Source organism: Rhodococcus sp. 14-2470-1b, assembly GCF_002259415.1.
Lineage (GTDB): Bacteria > Actinomycetota > Actinomycetes > Mycobacteriales > Mycobacteriaceae > Rhodococcoides.
The window spans coordinates 257723-279910 of the sequence record NZ_NPFY01000016.1; the positions used below are offsets into that span (position 1 = coordinate 257723).

The window sequence follows — 22188 nt, forward strand, 5'->3', positions numbered from 1 at the left end:
AAATGGCCGTATCAGGTTCGAAAACGCGCAGATTGGTTATACGAGCGTGATAGACGTTCCGAGTACAGCCATGGCAGTCGGAGCCAGCCCCTCCGACTGTCCTCAGTGAATCTTTCAGGAGGCAGCCCGAATGACAGAACCGGCCACCACCAGTAACTCCGGAATCCCCGTGCCCAGTGACGACCAGTCGTTGACGGCGGGGACGCAAGGCCCGATCCTTCTTCAGGACCACTACCTCATCGAGAAGATGGCTCAGTTCAATCGTGAGCGTGTCCCGGAGCGCGTGGTGCACGCCAAGGGCGCGGGTGCGTTCGGCGTCCTCGAGATCACCGAGGACATCTCGAAGTACACCAAGGCTGCTGCCCTTCAGAAGGGTGTCAAGACCGAAGCGCTCGCGCGGTTCTCCACCGTCGCCGGTGAACAGGGAAGCCCGGACACCTGGCGGGACCCTCGCGGCTTCGCGCTGAAGTTCTACACCACCGAAGGCAACTGGGACCTCGTCGGAAACAACACCCCGGTGTTCTTCGTCAAGGACCCCATCAAGTTCCAGGACTTCATCCGTAGCCAGAAGCGCATGCCGGACTCCGGTCTGCGCGACCACAACATGCAGTGGGACTTCTGGACGCTGTCACCCGAGTCCGCGCACCAGGTCACCTGGCTCATGGGTGACCGCGGCATCCCGAAGAGCTACCGGCACATGGACGGCTTCGGCTCGCACACCTACCAGTTCATCAACGACGCCGGTGAGCGCTCCTGGGTCAAGTTCCACTTCAAGACCAACCAGGGCATCGACTTCCTGACGCAGGAGAAGGCCGACGAGCTCGCGGGCACGTCGCCCGATCATCACCGCCAGGATCTGTTCGGTGCGATCTCCGAGGGCGACTTCCCGAGCTGGGACTTCTACATCCAGGTCATGCCGTACGACGAGGCCGAGGGGTACAAGTACAACCCGTTCGACCTCACGAAGGTGTGGTCGCAGAAGGACTACCCGAAGATCAAGGTCGGCAAGCTGACGTTGAACCGCAACCCGGAGAACTTCTTCGCGCAGATCGAGCAGAGCTCGTTCGAACCGTCGAACCTGGTACCCGGCATCGCCGCCAGCCCGGACAAGATGCTGCTCGGACGCATCTTCTCCTACGCCGACGCGCACCGCTACCGCATCGGAACCAACTACGCGCAGCTCCCGGTCAACGCACCGAAGGCTCAGGTCAACTCCTATTCCAAGGAAGGGTCGATGCGGTACTCGTTCAACTCCGCCGACACTCCCGTGTACGCACCCAACTCGTACGGCGGCCCGCACGCGGACACTGCGAAGTACGGCGACGACGGGTCGTGGGACTTCGAGCCCCGTTTCGTCCGAACCGGATACATCGAGCATCCCGAGGACACCGACTTCGCCCAGGCCGGCATTCTCGTCCGCGAGGTCATGGACGACGATCAGCGTGAGCGATTGGCAGGCAACATCGTCGGCCACGCACTCAACGGTGTCACCGAGCCCGTCCTGCAACGCGTCTTCGAGTACTGGACCAACGTCGACCCCGACCTCGGGAAGAAGGTCGAGGAAGGTGTGCGCGCAGGCCAGAGCGACACGGCGCCGACGACCAGCCAGTCGCCGACCACTCCCGGCGACGAGGCAGAGAAGGTCTGACGCGTCACAACCGGGAACATCGCCCGCGGTCGGACCGTTGAGCTGAGCGAACGAAAGAACGTAGGAGGCGCACTCATGACCAACCCCATCAGCAGCACTCTCGATGCAGGTCAGCAGAAGATTGCCGGAGATGCCCTGCAAGGCACCGTCGTCGATCTGATCGACCTGTCCCTCATCGCGAAGCAGGCGCACTGGAACGTCATCGGCAAGAACTTTCGTTCGGTGCACCTCGCGTTGGACGAGCTCGTCACTGCAGCACGGGATTTCACCGACGAGGCAGCCGAACGTGCAACGGCGATCGGTGTCAGCCCGGACGGACGCTCGGCCACGGTGTCGGCCACAGCGGGCACCAAGGGGTTCGGTGAAGGCTGGACCAAGGACGAGCAGGTGATCGCCGCCGTGGTGGACAACCTTGCCGCAGTGGTGGATCGGCTACGCGGGCGCATCGCGGACACCGAGGCCGCTGATCCCGTGACGCAGGATCTGCTCATCGCCATCACCGCCCGACTGGAGCAATTGCACTGGATGTGGCAAGCGCAGGTCGACTGACCTCAGCACTGTGAGCAGGCCCTCTTCCCTCCCGGGAAGGGGGCCTGCTCACGTTTCACCCCGGTACGGCGCGGGTAGCCGTGGGCAATGACTTCGACTTCAGGCGCAGTCCTGTTCGACATAGACGGCACCCTGGTGGACTCCAACTACGTTCACGTGGACGCATGGTCCAGGGCATTCGCCGACGCCGGAGTGACCGTCCCGTCGTGGAGGATCCACCGCTGCATCGGCATGGACGGCGACAAGCTGCTCGAATCGCTCGTCGGATCCTCCGACAGTGCCGCAGCACTCGAAGCAAAGGATCTGCACACCAGCTACTACCAGCAAGCGATTGCGCGGCTGCAAATTCTGCCCGGTGCACGAGAGTTGCTGCAGCGCATCGACGATGCAGGCCTGACCGTCGTACTGGCCACGTCGGCACCCGAGAACGAACTCGCCCACCTCCGTGACCTCCTCGACGTCGAGGACATCGTGTCCGTCGTGACGTCGTCCGAGGACGCTGACGTGGCCAAGCCGAGCCCCGAGATCGTCGACGTCGCGCTGCAACGCGCGGGCGTCGAAGCCCGCGGGGCGGTCATGATCGGCGACAGCGTGTGGGACATGAAGGCATCCAGACGCGTCGGAGTGGCAGGAATCGGAGTCAGGTGCGGAGGTGTATCCGACGCCGAATTACGCGCTGCCGGCGCAGAAGCGGTCTACGAGGACCCAGCGGATCTCGTCGAACATCTGACCGACAGCCCCATCGCGAGGTTGACCGCCGTATGAGTCGTCAGGACGGCTACGCAGCAATCGAAGACTACGCAGCGATCGGAGACGGACGGACGGTCGCCCTGATCGCCGACGACGGCCGAATCGACTGGTTACCCATCCCCAACCTCGATTCTCCGCCCCCGTTCGCCGCCGTCCTGGACGCCGAGCACGGCGGCACCTTTGCGCTCGCCCCCGTCGAATCCTTCACCGCAGAGCGTGAATTCGTCGAGGGAACAAACGTGCTGACGACGTTGTACACGACGGATACGGGAATTGTCCGCGTCACCGACTCGCTCAACACCGGAGTGGCCGGCCGGTTGCCCTGGGTGGAACTCGGACGCCGCATCGACGGTGTCGAGGGAACCGTCGACATGGCATGGAAGGTTGCTCCGGGGACCATGCTCGGTATCGCGTCCCCGTGGGCGTACGACACTCAGCACGGCACCGTGCTCCGCGCCGACGGTCTGACGATGGCCGTCCGCACCCTCGAGGCGGACGACGTGACCGTCGGCGACCAGATCATCGACGGCACGTTCACCACGTCGCCCGGATCTCGTCACCTGATCGGTCTCGTCGGTACCGAGAACGAGCCGCTCCACCTGCCCGAGCCGATCAAGGTCGACGAGGGGATCGATCGTACTGTCGGCAACTGGAGGATGTGGTCCGACGAATTTCACTACGACGGCCCCTGGAAGGAGCATGTGGCACGCAGCGCTCTCGCGTTGAAACTGCTGCTGCACAGTCCTTCCGGCGCCATCGCGGCAGCCGCCACGACGTCTCTGCCCGAGAATCGCACCGGTGGAAAGAACTGGGACTACCGCTACGCGTGGGTCCGCGACACCGCGTACACGATCCGCGCGCTCATCAGGTTCGGTCTGCGTGAAGAAGTGCACGCCGCAGTGGCGTGGCTTCTGAAGGTCATCAGGCTCAACGATCCTCTCGTCAACGTGTTCTACACGCTCGGTGGTGAACTCCCCGGAGGCACCGAGCAACCCGACGTACCGGGATGGCGCGGTGTCGGACCCGTCGTCAACGGCAATGCCGCCGCAGATCAGTTACAGCTGGGAATCTTCGGAGACCTGTTCGCCATCGTGAGGTTGTACGTGGATGCCGGCAACGTACTCGACGCGGAAACGGGACGACTTCTGGCCACCATCGCCGACGAAGCCTGCGACTCCTGGCAGCGCCGCGACGCCGGAATCTGGGAACTCGAGGACGAACAGCACTACACCAGTTCCAAGTTGGGCTGCTGGCAGGCGCTCGACTGTGCAGTCCACCTCGCCGAAGAGGGCCAGATCCCCGGCGTTGCAGACAGATGGCGTGCCGAACGCGGGCGTATCAGGCAGTACGTCGAAGAAAAATGCTGGTCCGAGGAGCGTCAGGCCTACCTCGCCTATCCGGGGGCGGACGGTCTCGACGCATCGGTGTTGCTCGCCGCGGAAATGGACTTCGATCGTGGAGAACGACTTTCGTCCACCATCGACGCACTGGGGCGCGAACTCGGCGCCGGGCCACACCTCTACCGTTACAGCGGCGTCGACAAAGAAGAGGCGACGTTCGTCGCATGCGGGTTCTGGCGTGTCTCGGCGCTCGCCTGCGTCGGACGCGACGACGAGGCATCCGAGCTGATGGACCAACTCGTCGAGACGTCCAACGACGTCGGCCTCTACAGCGAGATGATCGATGCTTCGGACGGATCGTTTCTGGGTAACTTCCCGCAGGGCTTGAGCCACCTGGCCCTGGTGAACGCAGCGCTGACGATCGCGCATTCGCACGACGCAACGAACTGACTCGTAGGAACGAGGATGCACACATGGATCTGGGAATCGAAGGCCGCGTTGCGGTCGTGACAGGGGCGGACTCCGGCATCGGTTGGCACACAGCTCGATTGCTTCTCCAAGAAGGAGTGACGGTCGTGGTCACCGACCGGGACGAAGAGGCGCTCACGAAAGCAGCAGCCGAACTGGACGCCGCTCCGGACAAGTTGTTCGCCTTCGCCGCCGACGTTACCGACGCCGACAGTGTCGCCGAACTGGCAGAGAAGACCTCAGCGGCAGTCGGGGACATCGACATACTCGTTCAATCCGCGGGAGTGACCGGCGCGCAAGGACTCTTCCACGAAATAGACGACGAAGGATGGGCCAGCACCGTCGAAACCGATCTGCTGGGCCCGGTGCGCGTGGTCCGAGCCTTCCTGCCCGCACTGCGTCGCGGCGGGTGGGGACGCATCGTTCTGCTCGCATCGGAGGACGCCGAACAGCCGTACGTCGACGAACTGCCGTACTGCGCATCGAAAGCAGGCATCCTGTCGCTGACCAAAGGATTGTCGAAAACCTATGCATCCGAGGGCATCCTGGTCAACGCCGTATCGCCCGCCTTCATCCACACGCCGATGACGGACAAGATGATGGACAAACGCGCCGACGAGCGCGGTACCGACCGCGACGAAGCAATCGAGACCTTCCTCGACGAGGAACGCCCCTTCATGGAACTGAAGCGCCGCGGCGAACCCGACGAGGTCGCATCCGTCGTCGTGTTCCTGTGCTCGGAACGCGCATCGTTCGTCAACGGCACCAACTACCGCGTGGACTCCGGGTCCGTCGCAACCATCTAGAGGAGGCACCATGACCAACTTCGGCTACACCCTCATGACCGAACAGAGCGGGCCGAAAGAGCTCGTCAAGTACGCCGTCGGCGCCGAGAACGTCGGCTTCGACTTCGAGGTGGCAAGTGACCACTATTCGCCATGGCTGTCCTCCATGGGCCACGCACCGTACGCCTGGACCACGCTGGGCGCCGTCGCGCAGGCCACCGAACGCGTCGAGCTGATGACCTACGTGACGTGCCCCATCATCCGGTACCACCCCGCGGTCGTTGCACAGAAAGCAGCAACACTCCAGATCCTCGCCGACGGACGCTTCACCCTCGGCCTCGGCAGCGGCGAAAACCTCAACGAACACGTCGTCGGCGAAGGCTGGCCGTCCATCGACAAGCGCCAGGACATGTTCGCCGAAGCACTCGACATCATCGGCAAACTCCACGCAGGCGGCTTGGTGACCTACGAAGGCAAGCACTTCCGCGTCGACTCCGCACGCATCTGGGACCTACCCGAAGGCGGCGTACCCATCGGCGTCGCCGTGTCCGGTGAAAAATCCATCGCCCGATTCGCGCCCTACGCCGACCACCTGATCGCCGTCGAACCCAACGCAGACCTCGTCAAAGGCTGGGTCGACCATCACGACGGACCATCACGCACCATCGGCCAGATCCCCATCTCCTGGGACCCGGACAAGGACGCCGCCATCGACCGCGCCCACGACCGATTCCGCTGGTTCGCCGGAGGCTGGGCCGTCAACGCAGACCTCCCCACCACCGCAGGGTTCGCAGGCGCAACACAATTCGTCCGCAAAGAAGACGTAGCCGAGACCATCCCCTGCGGCCCCGACCTCGACGCCATCGTCGAGGCCGTCAAGCCGTACTGGGAAGCAGGCTTCACCGACATCGCCCTCGTCCAGGTCGGCGACGAAACCCAGGAACAATTCCTCGCCGAAGCCGCCGGACCGTTGCTCGACAAACTCCGCGCCGCATCGAGCTAGGTTCACCCTCTCTTCCGAGCCCTTTCTTCCGAGCCCTTTCGTCCGAGCCCTTTCGTCCGAGCCCTTTCGTCCGAGCCCTTTCTTCCGAGCGAAAGTGGGGTTCGGTCAGTCAGACTGATCGAACCCCACTTTCGCTCCATGTGTGGGGCCGCGGGGGCACGCAGACACGAAAAAGACCCTGATTCGTGAACCGAATCAGGGTCTTTGCTGTCGGGGTGGCGGGATTCGAACCCACGACCTCTTCGTCCCGAACGAAGCGCGCTACCAAGCTGCGCCACACCCCGTGTACCGCACGCAGAAGTCTAGCTTACGACTGCCTCGGAACGCGAAACGCCCTCGTCGGAGCCCTCTTTTGGGCCCTTTCTGGGTGCTGCAGTGAGGGTCAGCAGCGTTGCTTCGGGGCGGCAGCAGAATCGTGCGGGCGCGTACGGTGACGTGCCGATGCCGGCCGAGACGTGCAGCTGCGTGTGAGCACCCCACTTCGACGGGCCCTTCACTCGTGAGCGGTCGATCTCGCAGTTGGTGACCAGAGCGCCGTAGAACGGAAGGCACAGCTGACCACCGTGAGTGTGCCCAGCGAGAACGAGGTCGTAGCCGTCCTCGGCGAACTTGTCGAGAACCCGTGGTTCGGGCGAGTGTGTGATGCCGAGTCGTAGATCCGCGAGCGGATTGGGTTGGCCGGCGATGGTCTCGTAGCGGTCCCGCTTGAGATGAGGATCGTCGACGCCGGCAGACGCGATGCGCACACCCGCGATCTCGAGTTCGCGACGGACGTGGGTGACGTCGTGCCAGCCGCGCTCGGAGAACGCGGCTCGGAGGTCGCGCCAGGGGAGTGATTCACCCAGAACGCGCTTGTGGTTCTTCTTGAAGTACTTCAACGGGTTCTTCGGCTTGGGTGCGAAGTAGTCGTTGCTGCCGAAGACGAACAGGCCGGGCCTGGACAGGAGCGGTCCGAGAGCCTGTACGACGGCCGGGACGGACTTGGAATGCGACAGGTTGTCACCGGTATTGACGACCAGGTCCGGCTCGAGCCGGTCGAGCTCCCGCAGCCAGTTCTGCTTGAGACGCTGATTCGGCATCATGTGCAGATCGCTGATGTGCAGAACCCGGAGTGACGCCGATCCTGGCTCGAGGACGGCCATCGTGGCTTCCCGAAGAGCGAAGGCGTTGCGCTCGACGAGCGTCGCGTACCCGAGGCCTAGCGCTGCGGCACCGGCCGTAGCCAGGGCTGCCGTCTGCAACGGCGCCTGCTCCGCACTGGCACGTGCGCGCGTCGCGGCGGCGCGGAGAGCGTCTGATGCAAGCTGCGATTGCGGGGCGAACGGGAGGGTCCAAGCGTTGTTTTTCACGGACACGTTCCCCACGATACGTCAGTACAGGTAATCGACGTGCGGATGCGAACGGAGCCCGCGTAGCGTTCTGGTACATGTCCGAACTGAAATCCCAGCTCCGAGCCGACCTGACCACATCCATGAAGGCCAAGGACAAGCTGCGCACGGCCACCATCCGTATGCTCCTCGCCGCGATCCAGACCGAGGAGGTCTCCGGCAAGGAAGCGCACGATCTGACCGACGAGCAGGTACTGAAAGTCCTTGCCAAGGAGTCGAAGAAGCGCGGCGAATCCGCAGAAATCTACACCGAGAACGGCCGCGGAGAGCTCGCAGCGAACGAGCGCGCTGAAGCGCAGATCATCGACGAATACCTGCCGACCCCGCTCACGGACGCCGAGCTGGCCGACGTCGCCGATACCGCCATCGCCCAGGTCGCCGAAGAGATCGGCGAACGGCCGGCAATGAAGCAGATGGGCCAGGTCATGAAGGTCGCCTCGGCTCTGGCTGCAGGTAAGGCCGACGGCTCGCGCGTGTCGAAGGCCGTCAAAGACCGTCTCTGACGCTTCTGCCTTATGTGAGTGGAAATGTCGCGTCTTCTGGTCGCTCCGCAGGCTCCGCTCCTGGCCCCTGGCCTACATTTCCACTCACACGCGGCGGAGCCGCGGAGTTCACCTACATGCGGCGGAGCCTCTTATCGCGGTGCGGTGATGCCCGGGATGGCGGGAATCTGCAGCCCCGGCGGGATGGCCGGTAGTTCGATGCCCGGCGGCAGTTCCGGCAGAGCCGGAGCCGGCGGGGCCTCCCGTACCGACCCGTCGCTGACGTAGATCGTGATGGTCGATCCCGGGATTGCCGAACCCGACGGGGACACACCCGTCACGGTGCCGCGTGACGCCGAGTTGGCCGTCGTCGCGACCGTCACCTGGAAGCCGGCGCCCTGGAGCGTCGAGGTTGCCGAGCTCTGGCTCTGGCCGGTCACGTCGGGAACCTGACCGTTGGCCGAACCACGCACGTACTTCTGGTCGACGGGTGGCAGCTCGACGGGGCCGAAGTTGTTCGCAACGGGGTCGATGGCGTCGTACCAGGTGCGCGCAGGTTCGTTGCCGCCGTACAAGTTGCCCGAGCCGCAGGGGCGAAGCGGGAACGAGCAGATCTCACCAGGGGTCGGCGAGTCGCCGTAGGTGTACACAGCCGCGGCGTAGCGGTTGGTGAAGCCGAGGAAGCCCGACGACATGTGCGACTCCGTCGTACCGGTCTTGCCGGACATCGGGAGCGTCCAGCCGACGGATCCCGCAGCCGACGCCGACGTGCCGCCTGCCTGATCGTCCTTGCTCATCGCGTTGGCGAGCGTGTTCGCCAGACCGGGCTCGACGACCTGCTCGCAGGCCTGCTGAGTCACCGGAACCGGCTTGCCCTCACGGTCGAACACCGAGTCGATCGGAGTGGGTGGGCACCACTTGCCACCTGACGCCAGCGTCGCGGCCACGTTGGACAGCTCCAATGGGTTCACCCAGGTGGGGCCGAGGGTGTAGGAACCGAGGTTCTGGTTCTTCTGGAAGTCGGCCATGCTCTGCTCGTCGAAGCCCGAGGTGTTCGGGTCCGCGTAGGACCGCAGCCCGAGACGAACGGACATGTCGACGACGGGTGCGACTCCGACGGATTCGATCAGCTTCACGAACGCGGTGTTAGGCGACTGGGCGAGTGCATCGGTGATGGAGAGCGACGCGGGGTAGTTGCCTGCGTTCTCGACGCAGTACGTGTTGGCCGGGCAGCCGCGAGCTCCACCGTCGCCTAGTCCGCGGACCTCGGCTCGGCGGGGCACCTGCAGGGTGGCGCTGGTTCCGAGCCCCCGTTCCATCGCTGCGGCGGTGGTGAAGACCTTGAAGATCGAGCCTGCGCCGTGACCGACGAGCGAATAGGGCTGCGGCTGAACTGTCTCGTCGGTATCGGCGTCGAGACCGTACGTGCGGCTGCTTCCCATTGCCAGAATGCGGTGTGAGTCCTGGCCGGGCGCGATGACGTTCATGACCGTGGCGACGCCGTCGAGAGTCGGGCTGGAATTCGACGAGAGCGATGCCTTGGTGGAGTTCTGCACAGCCGGATCGAGAGTGGTGCGGATGAGGTAGCCGCCCTTGTCGATCTGCTCTCGGCTGATCCCCGCGTTCGCGAGGTATTGAAGTGCGTAGTCGCAGAAGAATCCGCGGTCACCGGCGGCGATGCATCCTCGCGGCAGAGTCTGCGGCACCGGGAGAACACCGAGAGGCTCGGTTTTGGCCTGCCGGAACTCCTCGGCCCGATCCGGAATGTTCTGGATCATCGTGTCCAGCACGATGTTGCGGCGTTCGGTGACACCCTGCTCGTTGGTGTACGGATTGAGGGCCGAGCTGGACTGCACCATGCCCGCGAGCATCGCGGACTGCTTCGCGTCGAGCTGGCTGGCGTCGATGCCGAAGTATGTCTGCGCAGCGTCCTGGATGCCGAACGACGAATTACCGAACGGCACCAGGTTGAGGTAGCGGGTGAGGATCTCGTCCTTCGTGAGTTCCTTGTCCAGCGTCAACGCCATACGGATCTCGCGGATCTTTCGGGCGGGCGTCGTCTCGATCGCGGCGCGGCGCTCGGCGTCGGTCTTGGCGACGACTAGGAGCTGGTAGTTCTTCACGTACTGCTGATCCAACGTCGACGCGCCCTGTTCGACCTGGCCGCTCGTGGTGTTGGTGAGGAACGCACGCAACGTGCCCTGCCAGTCGACGCCCTGGTGCTCGGCGAACCGCTTGTCCTCGATGGAGACGATCGCGAGCTTCATCTCGTTGGAGATCTTGTCGCTCGGTACCTCGAATCGCCGCTGCTCGTACAGCCATGCGATCGGGTTGCCTGCGGCGTCGACCATCGTGGACACCGCAGGGACCGCGCCTTCGACCAACTCGGCGGACACATTGTCCACAGTGTCCGCAGCCCGATTCGACGCATAGCCGAACCCGCCTGCCAACGGGAACATGACTCCGGCCAACAGCGCACCCGCGAGTGCGGAACATCCGGCGAGCTTCGCCACGGTTTTTCCAACTGACACGAGCACAGCGTACGTGGACTAGTGCAGCTGGCCCAGAAACGCAGATGATCCGGCCGGTTCCGGGAGGCGTCGTCGCGTCGTTACGTTGCGCGACTTCTTGTAATGGATCACTGGTCGCGCGAGGAACCGCAGGTCGGGACGGTCGTACCAGAAAGTTGCTTCTCTCGTCTTGCGTTCGTCGCCGGATTTACCTAAATTATGAGCACGGTGTGATTCACATAACACTTGTATATGAATGTGGGGCAGCTCCTAGATCGATGTGCTTCGAGCGATGGAAACCAGCTCGATGCAGCACCGCAGGAGCTTCTGGAACGTTCAGCAAGGACGTTCGAACTGCAAAGGGGATCCGCAATGCACACGACAGCAGCACCGACGCGGCTAGATGTGGAAGAAGCAGAAGCACGCATTGCGTGGGTAGCGCAGGCGCGGTGCAAGGGCACCGATCCTGACCAGCTGTTCGTACGGGGAGCAGCGCAGCGCAAAGCAGCGACCATCTGCCGGCACTGCCCGGTGTTGATGCAGTGCGGTGCGGACGCGCTCGACAACCGCGTGGAGTTCGGTGTCTGGGGCGGTATGACCGAGCGTCAGCGTCGCGCATTGCTCAAGCAGCACCCCGAGGTCGACTCCTGGTCGGACTTCTTCGAGACGCAGCGCCAGCAGCAGGCCGCGATCTGAGCGGGCCTACGCGGACCGGGTGAGTTGATCCGCCACCGCGCGGAGAGCATGCAGGTCCGACACCTCGAACGGGAGGGAGGGCACGCCGACGATCGGGACCCGTGGGTGTGCCGAGGTGAACCGTCGGAGCAGGCGCAGTTCGCGAGCGGCCGTCACTGCCCGGGCGGCGTGAATGCGCAGTACCGCGGCGGCGAGTTCCCCGTCCTCCGAACCGTCCAACTGATCCGCAGCCGTGACAGCGTGATCGGCAGGGAGTGACAACAGCGTCGGGTGCGTCCGGTTGAGGATCAGGCCGGCCAACGGCATTCCCTCACCACTCAATCGATCCACGAAGTACGCCGCTTCGCGTAACGCATCCGGTTCGGCCGCTGCAACGACGACGAAGCTGGTGCCGTCCTCGCGAAGCAGCTGGTAGGTGCGCGTCGCCCGCTCGCGGAAGCCGCCGAACATCGAGTCGAGTGACTGCACGAATGCAGACGCATCGGTGAGCATCTGACTACCGATCACCGTCGACACGCCGCGGAGGGCCAGGCTCATCGCGCTGGTCACCATCCGCGTGAGGCCGCGTCCCGGCGCCATCAACAACCTGATGAACCGGCCGTCGAGGAATGAGCCGAGACGTTGCGGCGCATCGAGAAAATCCAGAGCATTGCGCGACGGTGGGGTGTCCACGACGATCAGATCCCACGTCGAGTCGGACGCGAGCTGGCCGAGTTTCTCCATCGCCATGTACTCCTGCGTTCCGGAGAACGACGAGGCCACCGTCTGATAGAACGGGTTGGCCAGCACCTGCTCGGCCTTCTCCGGCGTCGAATGCTCGATCACCATCTCGTCGAACGTCCGACGCATGTTCAACATCATGGCGTGCAGCTCGCCCGTGGCCCCGGCCGGAAGCTTGACCGGTTGCGGCGAATTGTCGAGCTCGTCGACACCGAGGGCTTGGGCCAGGCGCCGAGCTGGATCGATCGTCAACACCACGACCTTGCGGCCCTGCTCCGCAGCTCGAAGCGCCATCGACGCCGCCGTTGTCGTCTTCCCCACGCCACCTGCACCGCACACCACGACGATGCGGGACTTCGCGCCCCGAAGAATCTTCTCGATATCGAGTACGGGCGCTGCAGCCTTGCTCATTTCACACCCTGTTCCTTGAGTTCTGCCGCCAGTTCGTACAACCCGCCGAGGTCGACGCCGTCCGCCAGCATCGGCAGTCGCAGTCTCGCGGAATCCAACTCGTCGAGTTGACGGCCGCTGTCCACTTGAGCGGCCAGCGTCGACGCGTGCTCGATCGTTTCCGTCAGCAAGCCTGCGAAATCGTCGTCCGACAACGATATTCCTGTCTTCTCCAGCCCGGTTCTGAGCGCAGCGACGTCGACTGTCCCGTGCGCCGCGTCGTCGAGCGACTCCTCCGGCAGGTACGTCGGCTCGGTGCGGTTGACGATGACGGTGCCCAACTGCAGATCGGCTGCTTCCAGCTCCTTCACGGCATCAGCCGTCTCCTGCACCGGCAAGGCCTCGAGCAACGTCACGAGATGCACGACGGTGTCCGCGGAATGCAGCAACCGCACCACGCCCTCGCTCTGCGAGCGGACCGGACCGCCCTTGGCCAGATCGGCCATCGCCTTGGTGACATCGAGGAAGTTGCCGATACGGCCCGTCGGGGGCGAATCGACAACCACCTCGTCGTACACGCGTTTCCCGGCTTTGTCGGTGCGGACCACGCACTCCTTGACCTTGCCGGTCAGCAGGACGTCACGCAGACCGGGCGCGATCGTGGTCGCGAACTCGATCGCGCCGATCTTGCGCATCGCGCGCCCGGCGAAACCCAGGTTGTAGAACATGTCGAGGTACTCGAGAAATGCGGTCTCGATGTCGATGGCAAGCGCGTAGACCTCGCCACCGCCGTCCGCGGACGCGACTCGCGTCTCGACCGGAGGAAGCGGTGGAACGTCGAACAACTGGGCAATCCCTTGCCTGCCTTCGACCTCCACCAGCAACACTCGTCGACCGTCGGCCGCGAGTGCCAACGCAAGCGCAGCAGCAACCGTCGACTTACCGGTGCCGCCTTTGCCGGAGACGAAGTGCAACCGCGCAGTGTCGGCCTTCTCCGGCCAACCTTCGAAACTCGATGTGACCACAACACGACCATATAGACGAATCGGATGTCACCTCGGTGGAACCGTGCGGTCCGACGTCGCGGCGACTATGTCTCGTCTGTTGTCACGGCGACTACGTCGTTGATGGCCTGCTTCAGAATGTCGACGTAGCGAGCGTGGTCGGGGAACGTGTCGGGGCACGCTGTCACGCAGACCGTGACCGTGTCGCCCAGGCCGTAGAAGCCGTGCGTGAGGGAGCGGGCGGGGCCGAGCATCGGGAAGCCGCCGGAGAACAGGCCGGGCGCCCCGCACAGTTCGAGACGTGCATCCCCCCGATTCACACTGACGACAGTCAAGTTGCTCGTGACTTCGTCGTGGACGGTGCGCTCTCGAAGTGCATGTTTGCGTGCGCGTCTGTCCAGAGCGAGAAAGACCGGAGCGGGTACGAGATTCTCGGCTCTGATCCACCGCAGGAGCAGCGGGTCGAGCAGCTTCTCGCGGGCCTCGGCCAATGACGCCGCGGTTCGTCGCGCGCGCTCGGCGATGTCGGAGACATCGACGTGAAGGTCGACGTCACCGTTCACGATGCGGTTCTCGGCGGGCCACTTCACGTCCTCGGGAAGTCCCATGGGAACAAGCGCGTTCAGTGTGACCGGGACTGCATCGCCGACGGTCTCGAGGTAGCGCTCGGCAGCGAGGCCGACCGCGGTCAATGCCGTGGTCGTGACGCTGAACCGGGTCTTGGTGAGTCGATGTGGAGCGCAGGGAATCACGTGGGCCACGCGGTTGCCGGTGGGCTCGACGTTGCTCGAAATGGAGGGTCGAAGGACGTTTCGATCGGTGATGGATCCGCGCTCACGTTCGAAAGTGCGGCGTGTACGACGAGCGGCAAGACGCGCGGCGGCCAGACGAAACGGAAGCGCGGCAAGGGCTCCCACTGCCACCGGAACACGCAGGTGGGGCTTGAACAGGCGTGCCTGCGACTGGGAAGGTTCGGGCGGATCCACCGAGAACAGGGCACGCGCGAGCCGCGTCGCTCCTCGTCCGTCGGTCAGCGCGTGGCTGACCTGAACGACCACGACGAGTGCGCGTCCCACGGCGTGCGGTACGTCCTCGACGTCGCGTGCCACGTGGACCTGCCAGGCGGCTCGAGTTGCATCGACGGACTTCTGCACCAGCAGACCGAGCTCTTCGACGACACCTTCCCATGTGCGAGAACCGAATTCGACGACCGGCGGGAGTCCGACGCTTCGTGACCAGTACGGATACTCGAGGTTTCCGGGGATCTCGACGAGACGCTTGTTCAGATCCGGTATCGATCGGGCGCGTGCGTCGATGAAGTCCGTGATCTCGTCGAGTGTCGGGGACGAAAGGTCACCTGCGTCGAAGGTCAACAGCACGTATTGGTCGCGGGGTGCACTTTTCGAGGCGTAGTGGAACGACGCGTCGAGTATGTCCAGACGGCTCACGATTTCGACCCTCTCACATGACGCTCGGCCGTCACATCGTCGAAGCGTCCGGTCGATCGGACTGCAGTATCCCCGCCGACTAGGCTCACCCCCATGAGCGAAAAGATCATCTGGGAGTACTTCACTGCGCCGGTACTGATTCACGCGACCAAGCAGATTCTGGACAACTACGGTGCCGAGGGCTGGGAGCTCGTGACCATCATGTCCGGTCCCAACGGTGGCGACACGTTGGTGGCCTACTTCAAGCGCCCGAAGGCCTAGCGATGGCGTGGAGTGAGCGCCTGACCGAACTCGGGATCGAGCTGCCGCCGGTCGTACCGCCGCTGGCCGCATACATCCCCGCGGTGCAGACCGGATCGCTGGTCTACACGTCGGGTCAGCTGCCGTTGGTCTCCGGTGAGCTGACGGCCACGGGCAAGGTCGGTGCGGACGTATCAGCCGAGGACGCCGCCGACGCTGCGCGAGTCTGTGCACTGAACGCGTTGGCAGCGATCAACTCGCTCGTCGGTGTCGATTCGATCAAGCGGATCGTGAAGGTCGTCGGCTTCGTCGCCTCGGCCCCCGGATTCAACGGTCAGCCTGCCGTCGTCAACGGCGCGTCGAACGTGATCGGCGAGATCTTCGGCGACGCCGGAAAGCACGCCAGGTCCGCCGTCGGCGTCGCCGAACTCCCGATCGATGCCCCCGTCGAGGTCGAGCTGATCGTGGAGGTCTAGTGCCTCACACGGCGTCCAGTGCTCGCTGAAGATGGAGCCCGCGGCGAACCGAACAGGGATGCTCGACGCCGCCGGCGACCGATTCGAGAAATTCGTCGAGAAGAACTCGGAAGCAGTCGGTCGCCGGCGTCGAACGGTCTTGCAGTGACAGCACACCGTCGCTGCCGCTGACCTCCACCCGGAAGACCGACGGTTGCACCGGCGTCGCGAGTGACAGGCGTGACGTGCTCAGCTTGCCGCCCTCGTGCTCGAGCACCACGGTCCAGGTGTCCGAAGATTCGTCCCGACGGCTCAGCGCCACGCCGGTGATGGTCCCGAGAGTCAGGTCCAGCAGGTCGAAGACATGCGGCCCGACGTCGAAGAGGGCACCGTCGCGTCGACGCCACGGTGAATTCGAATACTCGCCTCCGAGCACTGCCCCGGACAGCCAGGTCCCGGATGCAGAACTCCAATCCCGTCCGTCGGCCTCTGCCAGAAACGCACGTGTCTCCGGAGCGAACCGCCTCGTCAACGCGACGATCGACCCGACGCCCGCGCCGGAGACGGCCTCGGCAAGACGCGTGGCGTCGTCCAGGTTGGACGCGATGGGCTTGTCGAGTACGACGTGCTTTCCGGCCTCGGCTGCGGCGATCGCCATTCCGGCCTGCACTTGCGGAGGTACCGCGAACGCGACGGCGTCCACGTCGGCCATCAGTGTCTCGACGCTGTCGTAGACCGGGGCACCCATGCCCTCAGCAGCATCGGGTCGACGGGCCCACACGCCGACGAAGTCGACGTCCGGGTGCGCGGCAAGGGACGGGGCGTGTGTCGCGCGAGCCCAAGGACCCGCACCGACCAATCCGATTCTCATGCTCTTAAAGTACGACTATGACTCTCGCGCATCCGGCATACGGTCAGCTTCGACAGGTCACACCGACGGCGGCGGTTCTGCTCGCCGACAATCCGGGAAAGATGACGCTCGACGGCACCAACACCTGGATTCTGCGCGCACCCGGCAGCGACGAGGTGGTCGTGGTCGATCCGGGACCGAAGGACAAGAAGCATCTCGACGCGGTGGCCGCGTCGGGCACTGTGGTTCTTGTCCTGGTGACGCATCGGCACGGCGATCACACGGACGGATTGAAGCGGTTCCACAAGAAGACGGGCGCGCCGATCCGCGCGTTCTCCGACGAGTTCGTCCACGGCAGCACAGCGTTGGTCGACGGCGAGGTCATCGACGCGGCAGGGTTGAAGATCACCGTCCTCGCGACTCCCGGGCACACAGCGGATTCGTTGAGCTTCGAACTCGACGACGCGATTCTCACCGGGGACACGATCCTCGGTCGGGGTACGACGGTACTTGATCCCAAGGACGGGACTCTCGCGGATTACCTGGCGTCGCTGGATCGGCTCGAAGCCGCAGGGGCAGGCAAGATCGCGCTACCCGGGCACGGAGCCGAGGTGGCCGACACAGCGGAGGTTGCGCGGATGTACCGAAAGCATCGGTTCGAACGACTCGAGCAGATCAAAGCTGCGCTGTGGGTACTCGGCCAGGACGCAAAGCCGATGAAGGTGGTCAAGCACGTCTACGCGGACGTGGACAAGAAGTTGTGGCCAGCTGCGCGCATGTCCGTCAAGGCGCAGCTGACCTACCTTCGAGAGAGCTAGCGAGCCCGGCGAGCCAGACGCTCGGAGTCGGAGATCAGCACGCTCTTGCCTTCGAGCCGCAGCCAACCGCGGTGCGCGAAGTCCGCGAGTGCCTTGTTGACGGTCTCACGCGACGCGCCGACGAGCTGAGCGATCTCTTCCTGCGTCAGGTCGTGCGTGACGCGGAGCGATCCGGCTTCCTGAGTGCCGAAGCGCTGTGCCAGCTGGAGAAGCGCTTTGGCGACACGGCCGGGGACGTCGGTGAAGATCAGATCCGCGAGGTTGTTGTTGGTGCGACGCAACCGGCGAGCCAACACGCGGAGAAGCTGCTCGGCGATCTCGGGACGCTGGTCGATCCACGCCTTCAGAGCGTCGCGGTCCATGCTGACCGCGCGGACCTCGGTGACCGTCGTCGCGGTGGACGTGCGGGGACCCGGGTCGAAGATGGACAGCTCGCCGAACATGTCCGACGGACCCATGATGGTCAGCAGGTTCTCGCGGCCATCGGGAGAGCGGCGTCCGAGCTTGATCTTGCCGGAGACGATGATGTACAGCCGGTCACCGGGCTCGCCCTCGTTGAAGACCACATGTCCACGAGGAAAATCGACCGGCTGCAGCTGCTTCGTCAGCGCTGCTACCGCAGAGGGTTCGACTCCTTGGAAGATGCCGGCCCGTGCCAGGACGTCGTCCACTTGCGCTCCTTTTGGGATGTCGCCGGCGTGGTCACCCGCGTCGACGATAGGCGTTTCTCGCTTACGTGCGCTCGGCGAGCCTGGGGCTCTCGAAGCTCACGTCAGTAATCAAACATGACAATTATCTCGGTGAAGTCTACTTCGCCGAGGCGCAATACGAGTGATCGGCACCACCGACGTGCCGTGAAGGTTGTGAACTAAACGATCCGTTGGGCTGTTGTCCACCCAAAATGCGACAATTCGGACTCAGCTCGCGCGCTGGTCCGCGAGTTCCTCGGAAGCGGGGGTACGGCGCTTGCGGCTGTTGAAACGAGCGAGAGCGTGCGGCATGCCCTCGTTGGCGAGGGTCGCGACCTCGGAGGTGCTGGCCTGATCGAGGAACTCCTGCACCTCTTGTTCGCGGACACCGAGCTTGCTCAAGCGGAACTCCACGCGCTCCATGGCGAGGGCGAACAACATCAGGAGCACAGGGAAGAGCACTACGGCGAGTCCTTGCATACCGAGCAGTAAACACCGAAAAGGTCTCGATAAGAACACAGGGCCGATTCGTTGCAGATTCTTGTCCGTACAGTTGTGGAGTGAAATCGACAGCCCCGTCGGCGCTCGACGTGCGCAAACGCGAAGAGACCGCATTGGGGCTCAAACGCCGAGCGCGACGAATGAACAGAGAGCTCGCCGTTGCGTTTCCGCACGTCTACTGCGAACTCGACTTCACCAACCCCCTCGAACTGGCCGTCGCCACCATTCTGTCGGCGCAATGCACCGACAAACGCGTCAACATGGTCACGCCGGCGCTTTTCGTGAGATATCGCACTGCCAAGGATTACGCCGAAGCGGACAGAACGGAACTAGAGGAGTACATCCGTACCACCGGCTTCTACCGGAACAAGGCGAACTCGCTGATCGGGCTCGGATCCGCCCTGCTGGAGAAGTTCGACGGCGAGGTCCCGCCCCGGCTGAAAGACCTCGTCACGCTCCCCGGAATCGGACGAAAGACCGCAAACGTCGTGTTGGGGAACGCGTTCGACGTACCAGGAATCACCGTCGACACCCACTTCGGTCGACTCGTCCGACGGTGGCAGTGGACGGACGAGGAAGATCCGGTGAAGGTCGAGCACGCCGTCGGCGCGCTGATCGAGCGCAAGGAATGGACACTGCTCAGCCACCGCGTGATCTTCCACGGACGCCGCGTGTGCCACGCCCGCAAGCCGGCGTGCGGTGTCTGCGTCCTCGCCAAGGACTGTCCTTCCTACGGACTCGGCCCGACCGACAAGGTGGAGGCTGCGGCGCTCGTGAAGGGCCCGGAAACGGATCACCTCCTACGCCTGGCAGGAGTGGAGCCTGCGGAACGACCCCATGAAGCAGGAGTGGAGCCAGAGCCCGCGGAACGATCTGGTGGGGGACCTCGGTGACGGGGTCTGCGGCGAGGTGGTCGCTGGCGGCGTTGCTGGTTGTCGTGGCGTTGGTGTACGCGATCTGGCCGCGAGGCGACGATCCGGAGCCGGTGACGGGGATGCCCGGGCAGGGCGCGCCGGTTGTCGAGGAGCGTCGGTCCGCGGACACTGCCGAGGCGCTCGCCCCGCTGCGGGAACGCGCCGGGCTGCAGAGTTGCCCGGCGCCGTCCGCCGAGACCGACTCGTCCGGTCCGTTGGCCGGGATCGTGCTCGAGTGCATCGGTGACGGTTCGCAGGTGGATCTGGGCCGCGCTCTCGCGGGCACTCCGACGTTGATCAACCTGTGGGCGTATTGGTGCGGTCCGTGCGCGCAGGAGTTGCCGCATCTGCAGGAGTACGCGTCGCAGATGCAGGGACGGGTCGCGGTGTTGACCGTGCACCAGGACCGGAACGAGTCGAACGGGCTGACGAAGCTTGCCGATTACGGGGTGACGCTGCCGGGTGTGCAGGACGGAGCGGGTCGCATAGCAGCAGCCGTCGGCGCGCCGAATGTGCTCCCCGTGTCGATTCTCGTGGGCGCGGATGGCAATGTCGCCGAGGTGCTGCCACAACCGTTCGACAGTGTTCAGGAGATCGACGACGCCGTGTCCGCGGGGCTCGGAATCAGCCGATGACTCCGCAGTGGTTGAGGCAGGTCGTCGACGCCGCGAGTGGCGAACGGGGCTTGATCGACACGACGGGTACCAATCCGGTGCTCGAACGTACGGCTCCCGACGGGGCGATCGTGCGTGCAGCGTCGGTACTGGTGCTGTTCGGTGGTTCGGAGGATGCGGACCCGACAGCGCAGGGCGGAGTGCCCGCCGACGCGGACGTGCTTCTGACTCAGCGAGCAGCGACGCTGCGTCAACACAGCGGTCAGGTGGCTTTCCCCGGAGGCGCCACGGATCCCGAGGACGATTCGCCGGTCGCGACGGCCCTGCGCGAGGCGGTCGAGGAGACCGGCCTCGACCCGGGAGGCGTCGAGCCGCTCGCCACGCTGCCTGGCATCTACGTGCCGCCGTCCAGGTTCGACGTCGTGCCGGTCCTCGCGTACTGGCGTAACCCCAGTGAGGTCGGAGTCGTCGACACCGCCGAGGCCGCGCGGGTGGTGCGAGTTCCCATCCGGGCGTTACTCGACCCCAACAACCGATTCCAGGTCAGACACCCGGCGGGCTATCAGGGCCCAGCATTCGCAGTCGACGGGATGCTCGTGTGGGGCTTCACCGGCGGTATTCTGGCAGGCCTGCTCGCGGTTTCCGGGTGGGAACTGGAATGGGACACCGACGACATCCGTGATCTGGAGACGAGTTTGGCCACAGTAGGGGAGGGTCTGGACCAGTGACCGGTTCGACATGGGTCGACATCATCGTCCTCGGTGTCGCCCTGTTGGCGGCATCCTCGGGGTGGCGGCAGGGCGCGGTGGCGTCGGCGATGGCGTTTCTGGGTGTGGTGCTCGGTGCGGTCGCAGGCATCCTGATCGCCCCACACGTATTGGTTCACGTGGACGGTTCACGCATGCGTGTTCTCGTCGGAATCGGGCTGATCGTCGCGCTGGTGATCATCGGTGAAGTATCGGGGATGGTCTTGGGCCGGGCGTTGCGCAGCGGAATGCATTCGCGCAGTGCACGTTCGGTGGACAGTGTCATCGGCGCTGGACTCCAGGCTGTTGCGGTGCTCGCCGCGGCGTGGTTGCTCGCCATTCCTCTGACGTCGTCGTCGCAACCCGACGTGGCCAGTGCCGTTCGCGGATCGACGGTGCTCGGAAAGGTCGACGACGTCGCGCCCGGGTGGCTTCGCGAGGTCCCCAAGGAGTTCTCCGCACTGCTCGACACATCGGGTCTGCCGGACGTCATCGGACCGTTCGGCCGCACCCCGGTGGCGAATGTCGATGTACCCGACCCGGCTCTGCAGGCCAGCCCCGTTGTGGACCAGCTGCACGAGAGCGTGTTGAAGATCAGCGGCGTCGCGCCGAGCTGCCAGAAGGCGCTCGAAGGATCGGGATTCGTCGTCGCACCGGAGTTGGTGATGACCAACGCTCACGTGGTCGCAGGCACCGACGGAGTCACCGTCGATTCGCTCGGCACCGTTCTGGATGCCGACGTCGTTCTGTTCGATCCGGAGGAGGACGTGGCGATCCTTCGCGTGCCCGGGCTGCAGGCGCCGGTTCTGAACTTCGCTCCCGATCCGGCGGTGTCCGGCGAGAGCGCGATCGTTCTGGGTTACCCGGGCGGCGGCCCGTACACGGCAAGCCCGGCGCGCGTACGTGAAGTACTGAACCTCAACGGCCCGGACATCTACCGCACGGGAACGGTCGAGCGCCAGGTGTACACGGTCCGCGGGACGGTGCGGCAGGGAAACTCGGGTGGCCCACTCGTCACCGAGAACGGCCAGGTACTGGGCTTGGTCTTCGGTGCAGCGGTGGACGACCCCGACACGGGCTTCGTGTTGACCGCAGCCGAGATCGCCGACGAACTCGCGCAGAGTATGAACGCCCCGGTGCCGGTGGGCACGGGAGCGTGCATCGTCTGATGCGGCTCCGC

23 protein-coding genes and 1 tRNA gene are annotated in these 22188 nt (G+C 64.6%); 15 read left to right on the forward strand and 9 right to left on the reverse strand.

What is annotated here, in order from left to right; genetic code table 11:
• Nucleotides 1-130: 130 nt before the first annotated feature.
• The 6 genes from CH293_RS13320 (at nt 131) to CH293_RS13345 (ending at nt 6543) form a co-directional block, all read left to right on the forward strand.
• Nucleotides 131-1648: a catalase gene (locus CH293_RS13320; protein ID WP_037143229.1), complete on the forward strand. Its 1518-nt coding sequence runs from the start codon at nt 131-133 to the stop codon at nt 1646-1648.
• A 75-nt stretch (nt 1649-1723) separates the two neighbouring features.
• Nucleotides 1724-2197, forward strand: coding sequence for a Dps family protein (locus tag CH293_RS13325; RefSeq protein WP_019662931.1), 474 nt, complete (start codon nt 1724-1726; stop codon nt 2195-2197).
• Nucleotides 2198-2284: 87 nt separating this feature from the next.
• Nucleotides 2285-2962: an HAD family hydrolase gene (locus CH293_RS13330; protein ID WP_094720472.1), complete on the forward strand. Its 678-nt coding sequence runs from the start codon at nt 2285-2287 to the stop codon at nt 2960-2962.
• Nucleotides 2959-4737 carry a glycoside hydrolase family 15 protein gene (locus CH293_RS13335; RefSeq protein WP_094720473.1) on the forward strand — a complete coding sequence of 593 codons (1779 nt, stop codon included), beginning with the start codon at nt 2959-2961 and terminating at the stop codon, nt 4735-4737. Before CH293_RS13330 ends, CH293_RS13335 begins: the two co-directional genes overlap by 4 nt.
• Before the next feature lie 23 nt (nt 4738-4760).
• A complete protein-coding gene (locus CH293_RS13340; protein ID WP_094720474.1) occupies nt 4761-5561 on the forward strand; it encodes an SDR family NAD(P)-dependent oxidoreductase in 801 nt (266 codons plus the stop codon).
• Between the two features lie 10 nt (nt 5562-5571).
• The gene (locus CH293_RS13345) at nt 5572-6543 is read left to right on the forward strand and encodes an LLM class F420-dependent oxidoreductase (RefSeq protein ID WP_037108449.1); all 972 of its coding nucleotides are present in this window, start codon (nt 5572-5574) and stop codon (nt 6541-6543) included.
• 210 nt (nt 6544-6753) lie between these two features.
• Here the strand turns inward: CH293_RS13345 and CH293_RS13350 are convergent.
• A tRNA-Pro gene (locus CH293_RS13350) sits at nt 6754-6827 on the reverse strand.
• An 18-nt stretch (nt 6828-6845) separates the two neighbouring features.
• Nucleotides 6846-7784: a metallophosphoesterase gene (locus CH293_RS13355; protein ID WP_176460004.1), complete on the reverse strand. Its 939-nt coding sequence runs from the start codon at nt 7782-7784 to the stop codon at nt 6846-6848.
• Between the two features lie 185 nt (nt 7785-7969).
• On the opposite strand from CH293_RS13355, the gene CH293_RS13360 reads away from it, so the two are divergent.
• The gene (locus tag CH293_RS13360) at nt 7970-8434 is read left to right on the forward strand and encodes a GatB/YqeY domain-containing protein (protein ID WP_037108454.1); all 465 of its coding nucleotides are present in this window, start codon (nt 7970-7972) and stop codon (nt 8432-8434) included.
• A gap of 131 nt (nt 8435-8565) precedes the next feature.
• Here the strand turns inward: CH293_RS13360 and CH293_RS13365 are convergent, their stop codons facing one another.
• A complete protein-coding gene (locus tag CH293_RS13365) occupies nt 8566-10926 on the reverse strand; it encodes a transglycosylase domain-containing protein (protein WP_037108457.1) in 2361 nt (786 codons plus the stop codon).
• A gap of 369 nt (nt 10927-11295) precedes the next feature.
• On the opposite strand from CH293_RS13365, the gene CH293_RS13370 reads away from it, so the two are divergent.
• Nucleotides 11296-11619, forward strand: a complete 324-nt coding sequence (locus CH293_RS13370) for a WhiB family transcriptional regulator (RefSeq protein WP_026347399.1) — start codon at nt 11296-11298, stop codon at nt 11617-11619.
• 6 nt (nt 11620-11625) lie between these two features.
• Here CH293_RS13370 and CH293_RS13375 read toward each other — a convergent pair whose 3' ends face one another.
• From CH293_RS13375 to CH293_RS13385, 3 genes are all read right to left on the reverse strand, one after another.
• Nucleotides 11626-12750, reverse strand: a complete 1125-nt coding sequence (locus CH293_RS13375; RefSeq protein WP_037108459.1) for an ArsA family ATPase — start codon at nt 12748-12750, stop codon at nt 11626-11628.
• Complete coding sequence (locus CH293_RS13380) at nt 12747-13754, reverse strand: ArsA-related P-loop ATPase (RefSeq protein ID WP_037108460.1); 1008 nt, start codon at nt 13752-13754, stop codon at nt 12747-12749. Before CH293_RS13380 ends, CH293_RS13375 begins: the two co-directional genes overlap by 4 nt.
• Before the next feature lie 65 nt (nt 13755-13819).
• Nucleotides 13820-15181, reverse strand: a complete 1362-nt coding sequence (locus CH293_RS13385; RefSeq protein ID WP_094720475.1) for a wax ester/triacylglycerol synthase domain-containing protein — start codon at nt 15179-15181, stop codon at nt 13820-13822.
• Between the two features lie 93 nt (nt 15182-15274).
• Here CH293_RS13385 and CH293_RS13390 point away from each other — a divergent pair, with 93 nt between their 5' ends.
• Nucleotides 15275-15442 (forward strand): DUF4177 domain-containing protein, encoded by a 168-nt coding sequence (locus CH293_RS13390; RefSeq protein WP_094620701.1) that lies wholly within the window; start codon nt 15275-15277, stop codon nt 15440-15442.
• A 2-nt stretch (nt 15443-15444) separates the two neighbouring features.
• Complete coding sequence (locus CH293_RS13395; protein WP_037108464.1) at nt 15445-15897, forward strand: RidA family protein; 453 nt, start codon at nt 15445-15447, stop codon at nt 15895-15897.
• 4 nt (nt 15898-15901) lie between these two features.
• Here CH293_RS13395 and CH293_RS13400 read toward each other — a convergent pair whose 3' ends face one another.
• On the reverse strand, nt 15902-16747 hold the full coding sequence (locus CH293_RS13400; protein WP_094720476.1) for a Gfo/Idh/MocA family protein: 846 nt from the start codon (nt 16745-16747) through the stop codon (nt 15902-15904).
• A gap of 17 nt (nt 16748-16764) precedes the next feature.
• On the opposite strand from CH293_RS13400, the gene CH293_RS13405 reads away from it, so the two are divergent.
• On the forward strand, nt 16765-17544 hold the full coding sequence (locus CH293_RS13405) for an MBL fold metallo-hydrolase (protein WP_094720477.1): 780 nt from the start codon (nt 16765-16767) through the stop codon (nt 17542-17544).
• Here the strand turns inward: CH293_RS13405 and CH293_RS13410 are convergent.
• Together CH293_RS13410 and CH293_RS13415 are read right to left on the reverse strand one after the other, a co-directional pair.
• Entirely contained in the window at nt 17541-18215 is a 675-nt protein-coding gene (locus CH293_RS13410; RefSeq protein ID WP_019662947.1) for a Crp/Fnr family transcriptional regulator, read from the reverse strand. The genes CH293_RS13405 and CH293_RS13410 overlap by 4 nt on opposite strands.
• A 246-nt stretch (nt 18216-18461) precedes the next feature.
• The gene (locus tag CH293_RS13415; RefSeq protein ID WP_019662949.1) at nt 18462-18713 is read right to left on the reverse strand and encodes a hypothetical protein; all 252 of its coding nucleotides are present in this window, start codon (nt 18711-18713) and stop codon (nt 18462-18464) included.
• Nucleotides 18714-18793: 80 nt separating this feature from the next.
• Here CH293_RS13415 and nth point away from each other — a divergent pair, with 80 nt between their 5' ends.
• Genes nth through marP form a run of 4 tightly spaced genes read left to right on the forward strand, consistent with a single transcriptional unit; the run spans nt 18794 to nt 22177 of the window.
• Nucleotides 18794-19627: an endonuclease III gene (gene nth / locus CH293_RS13420; RefSeq protein WP_094720478.1), complete on the forward strand. Its 834-nt coding sequence runs from the start codon at nt 18794-18796 to the stop codon at nt 19625-19627.
• On the forward strand, nt 19624-20283 hold the full coding sequence (locus tag CH293_RS13425) for a TlpA disulfide reductase family protein (protein ID WP_037108473.1): 660 nt from the start codon (nt 19624-19626) through the stop codon (nt 20281-20283). Before nth ends, CH293_RS13425 begins: the two co-directional genes overlap by 4 nt.
• Nucleotides 20280-20990 (forward strand): CoA pyrophosphatase, encoded by a 711-nt coding sequence (locus CH293_RS13430; protein ID WP_094720479.1) that lies wholly within the window; start codon nt 20280-20282, stop codon nt 20988-20990. The genes CH293_RS13425 and CH293_RS13430 overlap by 4 nt, the downstream gene beginning before the upstream one ends.
• Nucleotides 20987-22177, forward strand: coding sequence for an acid resistance serine protease MarP (gene marP, locus CH293_RS13435; protein WP_037108478.1), 1191 nt, complete (start codon nt 20987-20989; stop codon nt 22175-22177). The genes CH293_RS13430 and marP overlap by 4 nt, the downstream gene beginning before the upstream one ends.
• The last annotated feature ends 11 nt before the right edge of the window (nt 22178-22188 follow it).

Excerpts from the sequence above, each read along its gene's own strand:
- CH293_RS13340 (WP_094720474.1), top strand. The coding sequence starts at position 4,761 with ATGGATCTGGGAATCGAAGGCCGCGTTGCGGTCGTGACAGGGGCGGAC.
- CH293_RS13405 (WP_094720477.1), top strand. The coding sequence starts at position 16,765 with ATGACTCTCGCGCATCCGGCATACGGTCAGCTTCGACAGGTCACACCG.
- CH293_RS13345 (WP_037108449.1), top strand. The coding sequence starts at position 5,572 with ATGACCAACTTCGGCTACACCCTCATGACCGAACAGAGCGGGCCGAAA.
- CH293_RS13370 (WP_026347399.1), top strand. The coding sequence starts at position 11,296 with ATGCACACGACAGCAGCACCGACGCGGCTAGATGTGGAAGAAGCAGAA.
- CH293_RS13390 (WP_094620701.1), top strand. The coding sequence starts at position 15,275 with ATGAGCGAAAAGATCATCTGGGAGTACTTCACTGCGCCGGTACTGATT.
- CH293_RS13330 (WP_094720472.1), top strand. The coding sequence starts at position 2,285 with ATGACTTCGACTTCAGGCGCAGTCCTGTTCGACATAGACGGCACCCTG.
- CH293_RS13360 (WP_037108454.1), top strand. The coding sequence starts at position 7,970 with ATGTCCGAACTGAAATCCCAGCTCCGAGCCGACCTGACCACATCCATG.
- CH293_RS13325 (WP_019662931.1), top strand. The coding sequence starts at position 1,724 with ATGACCAACCCCATCAGCAGCACTCTCGATGCAGGTCAGCAGAAGATT.
- CH293_RS13320 (WP_037143229.1), top strand. The coding sequence starts at position 131 with ATGACAGAACCGGCCACCACCAGTAACTCCGGAATCCCCGTGCCCAGT.
- CH293_RS13395 (WP_037108464.1), top strand. The coding sequence starts at position 15,445 with ATGGCGTGGAGTGAGCGCCTGACCGAACTCGGGATCGAGCTGCCGCCG.
- CH293_RS13375 (WP_037108459.1), bottom strand. The coding sequence starts at position 12,750 with ATGAGCAAGGCTGCAGCGCCCGTACTCGATATCGAGAAGATTCTTCGG.
- CH293_RS13400 (WP_094720476.1), bottom strand. The coding sequence starts at position 16,747 with ATGAGAATCGGATTGGTCGGTGCGGGTCCTTGGGCTCGCGCGACACAC.
- CH293_RS13335 (WP_094720473.1), top strand. The coding sequence starts at position 2,959 with ATGAGTCGTCAGGACGGCTACGCAGCAATCGAAGACTACGCAGCGATC.
- CH293_RS13430 (WP_094720479.1), top strand. The coding sequence starts at position 20,280 with ATGACTCCGCAGTGGTTGAGGCAGGTCGTCGACGCCGCGAGTGGCGAA.
- CH293_RS13415 (WP_019662949.1), bottom strand. The coding sequence starts at position 18,713 with ATGCAAGGACTCGCCGTAGTGCTCTTCCCTGTGCTCCTGATGTTGTTC.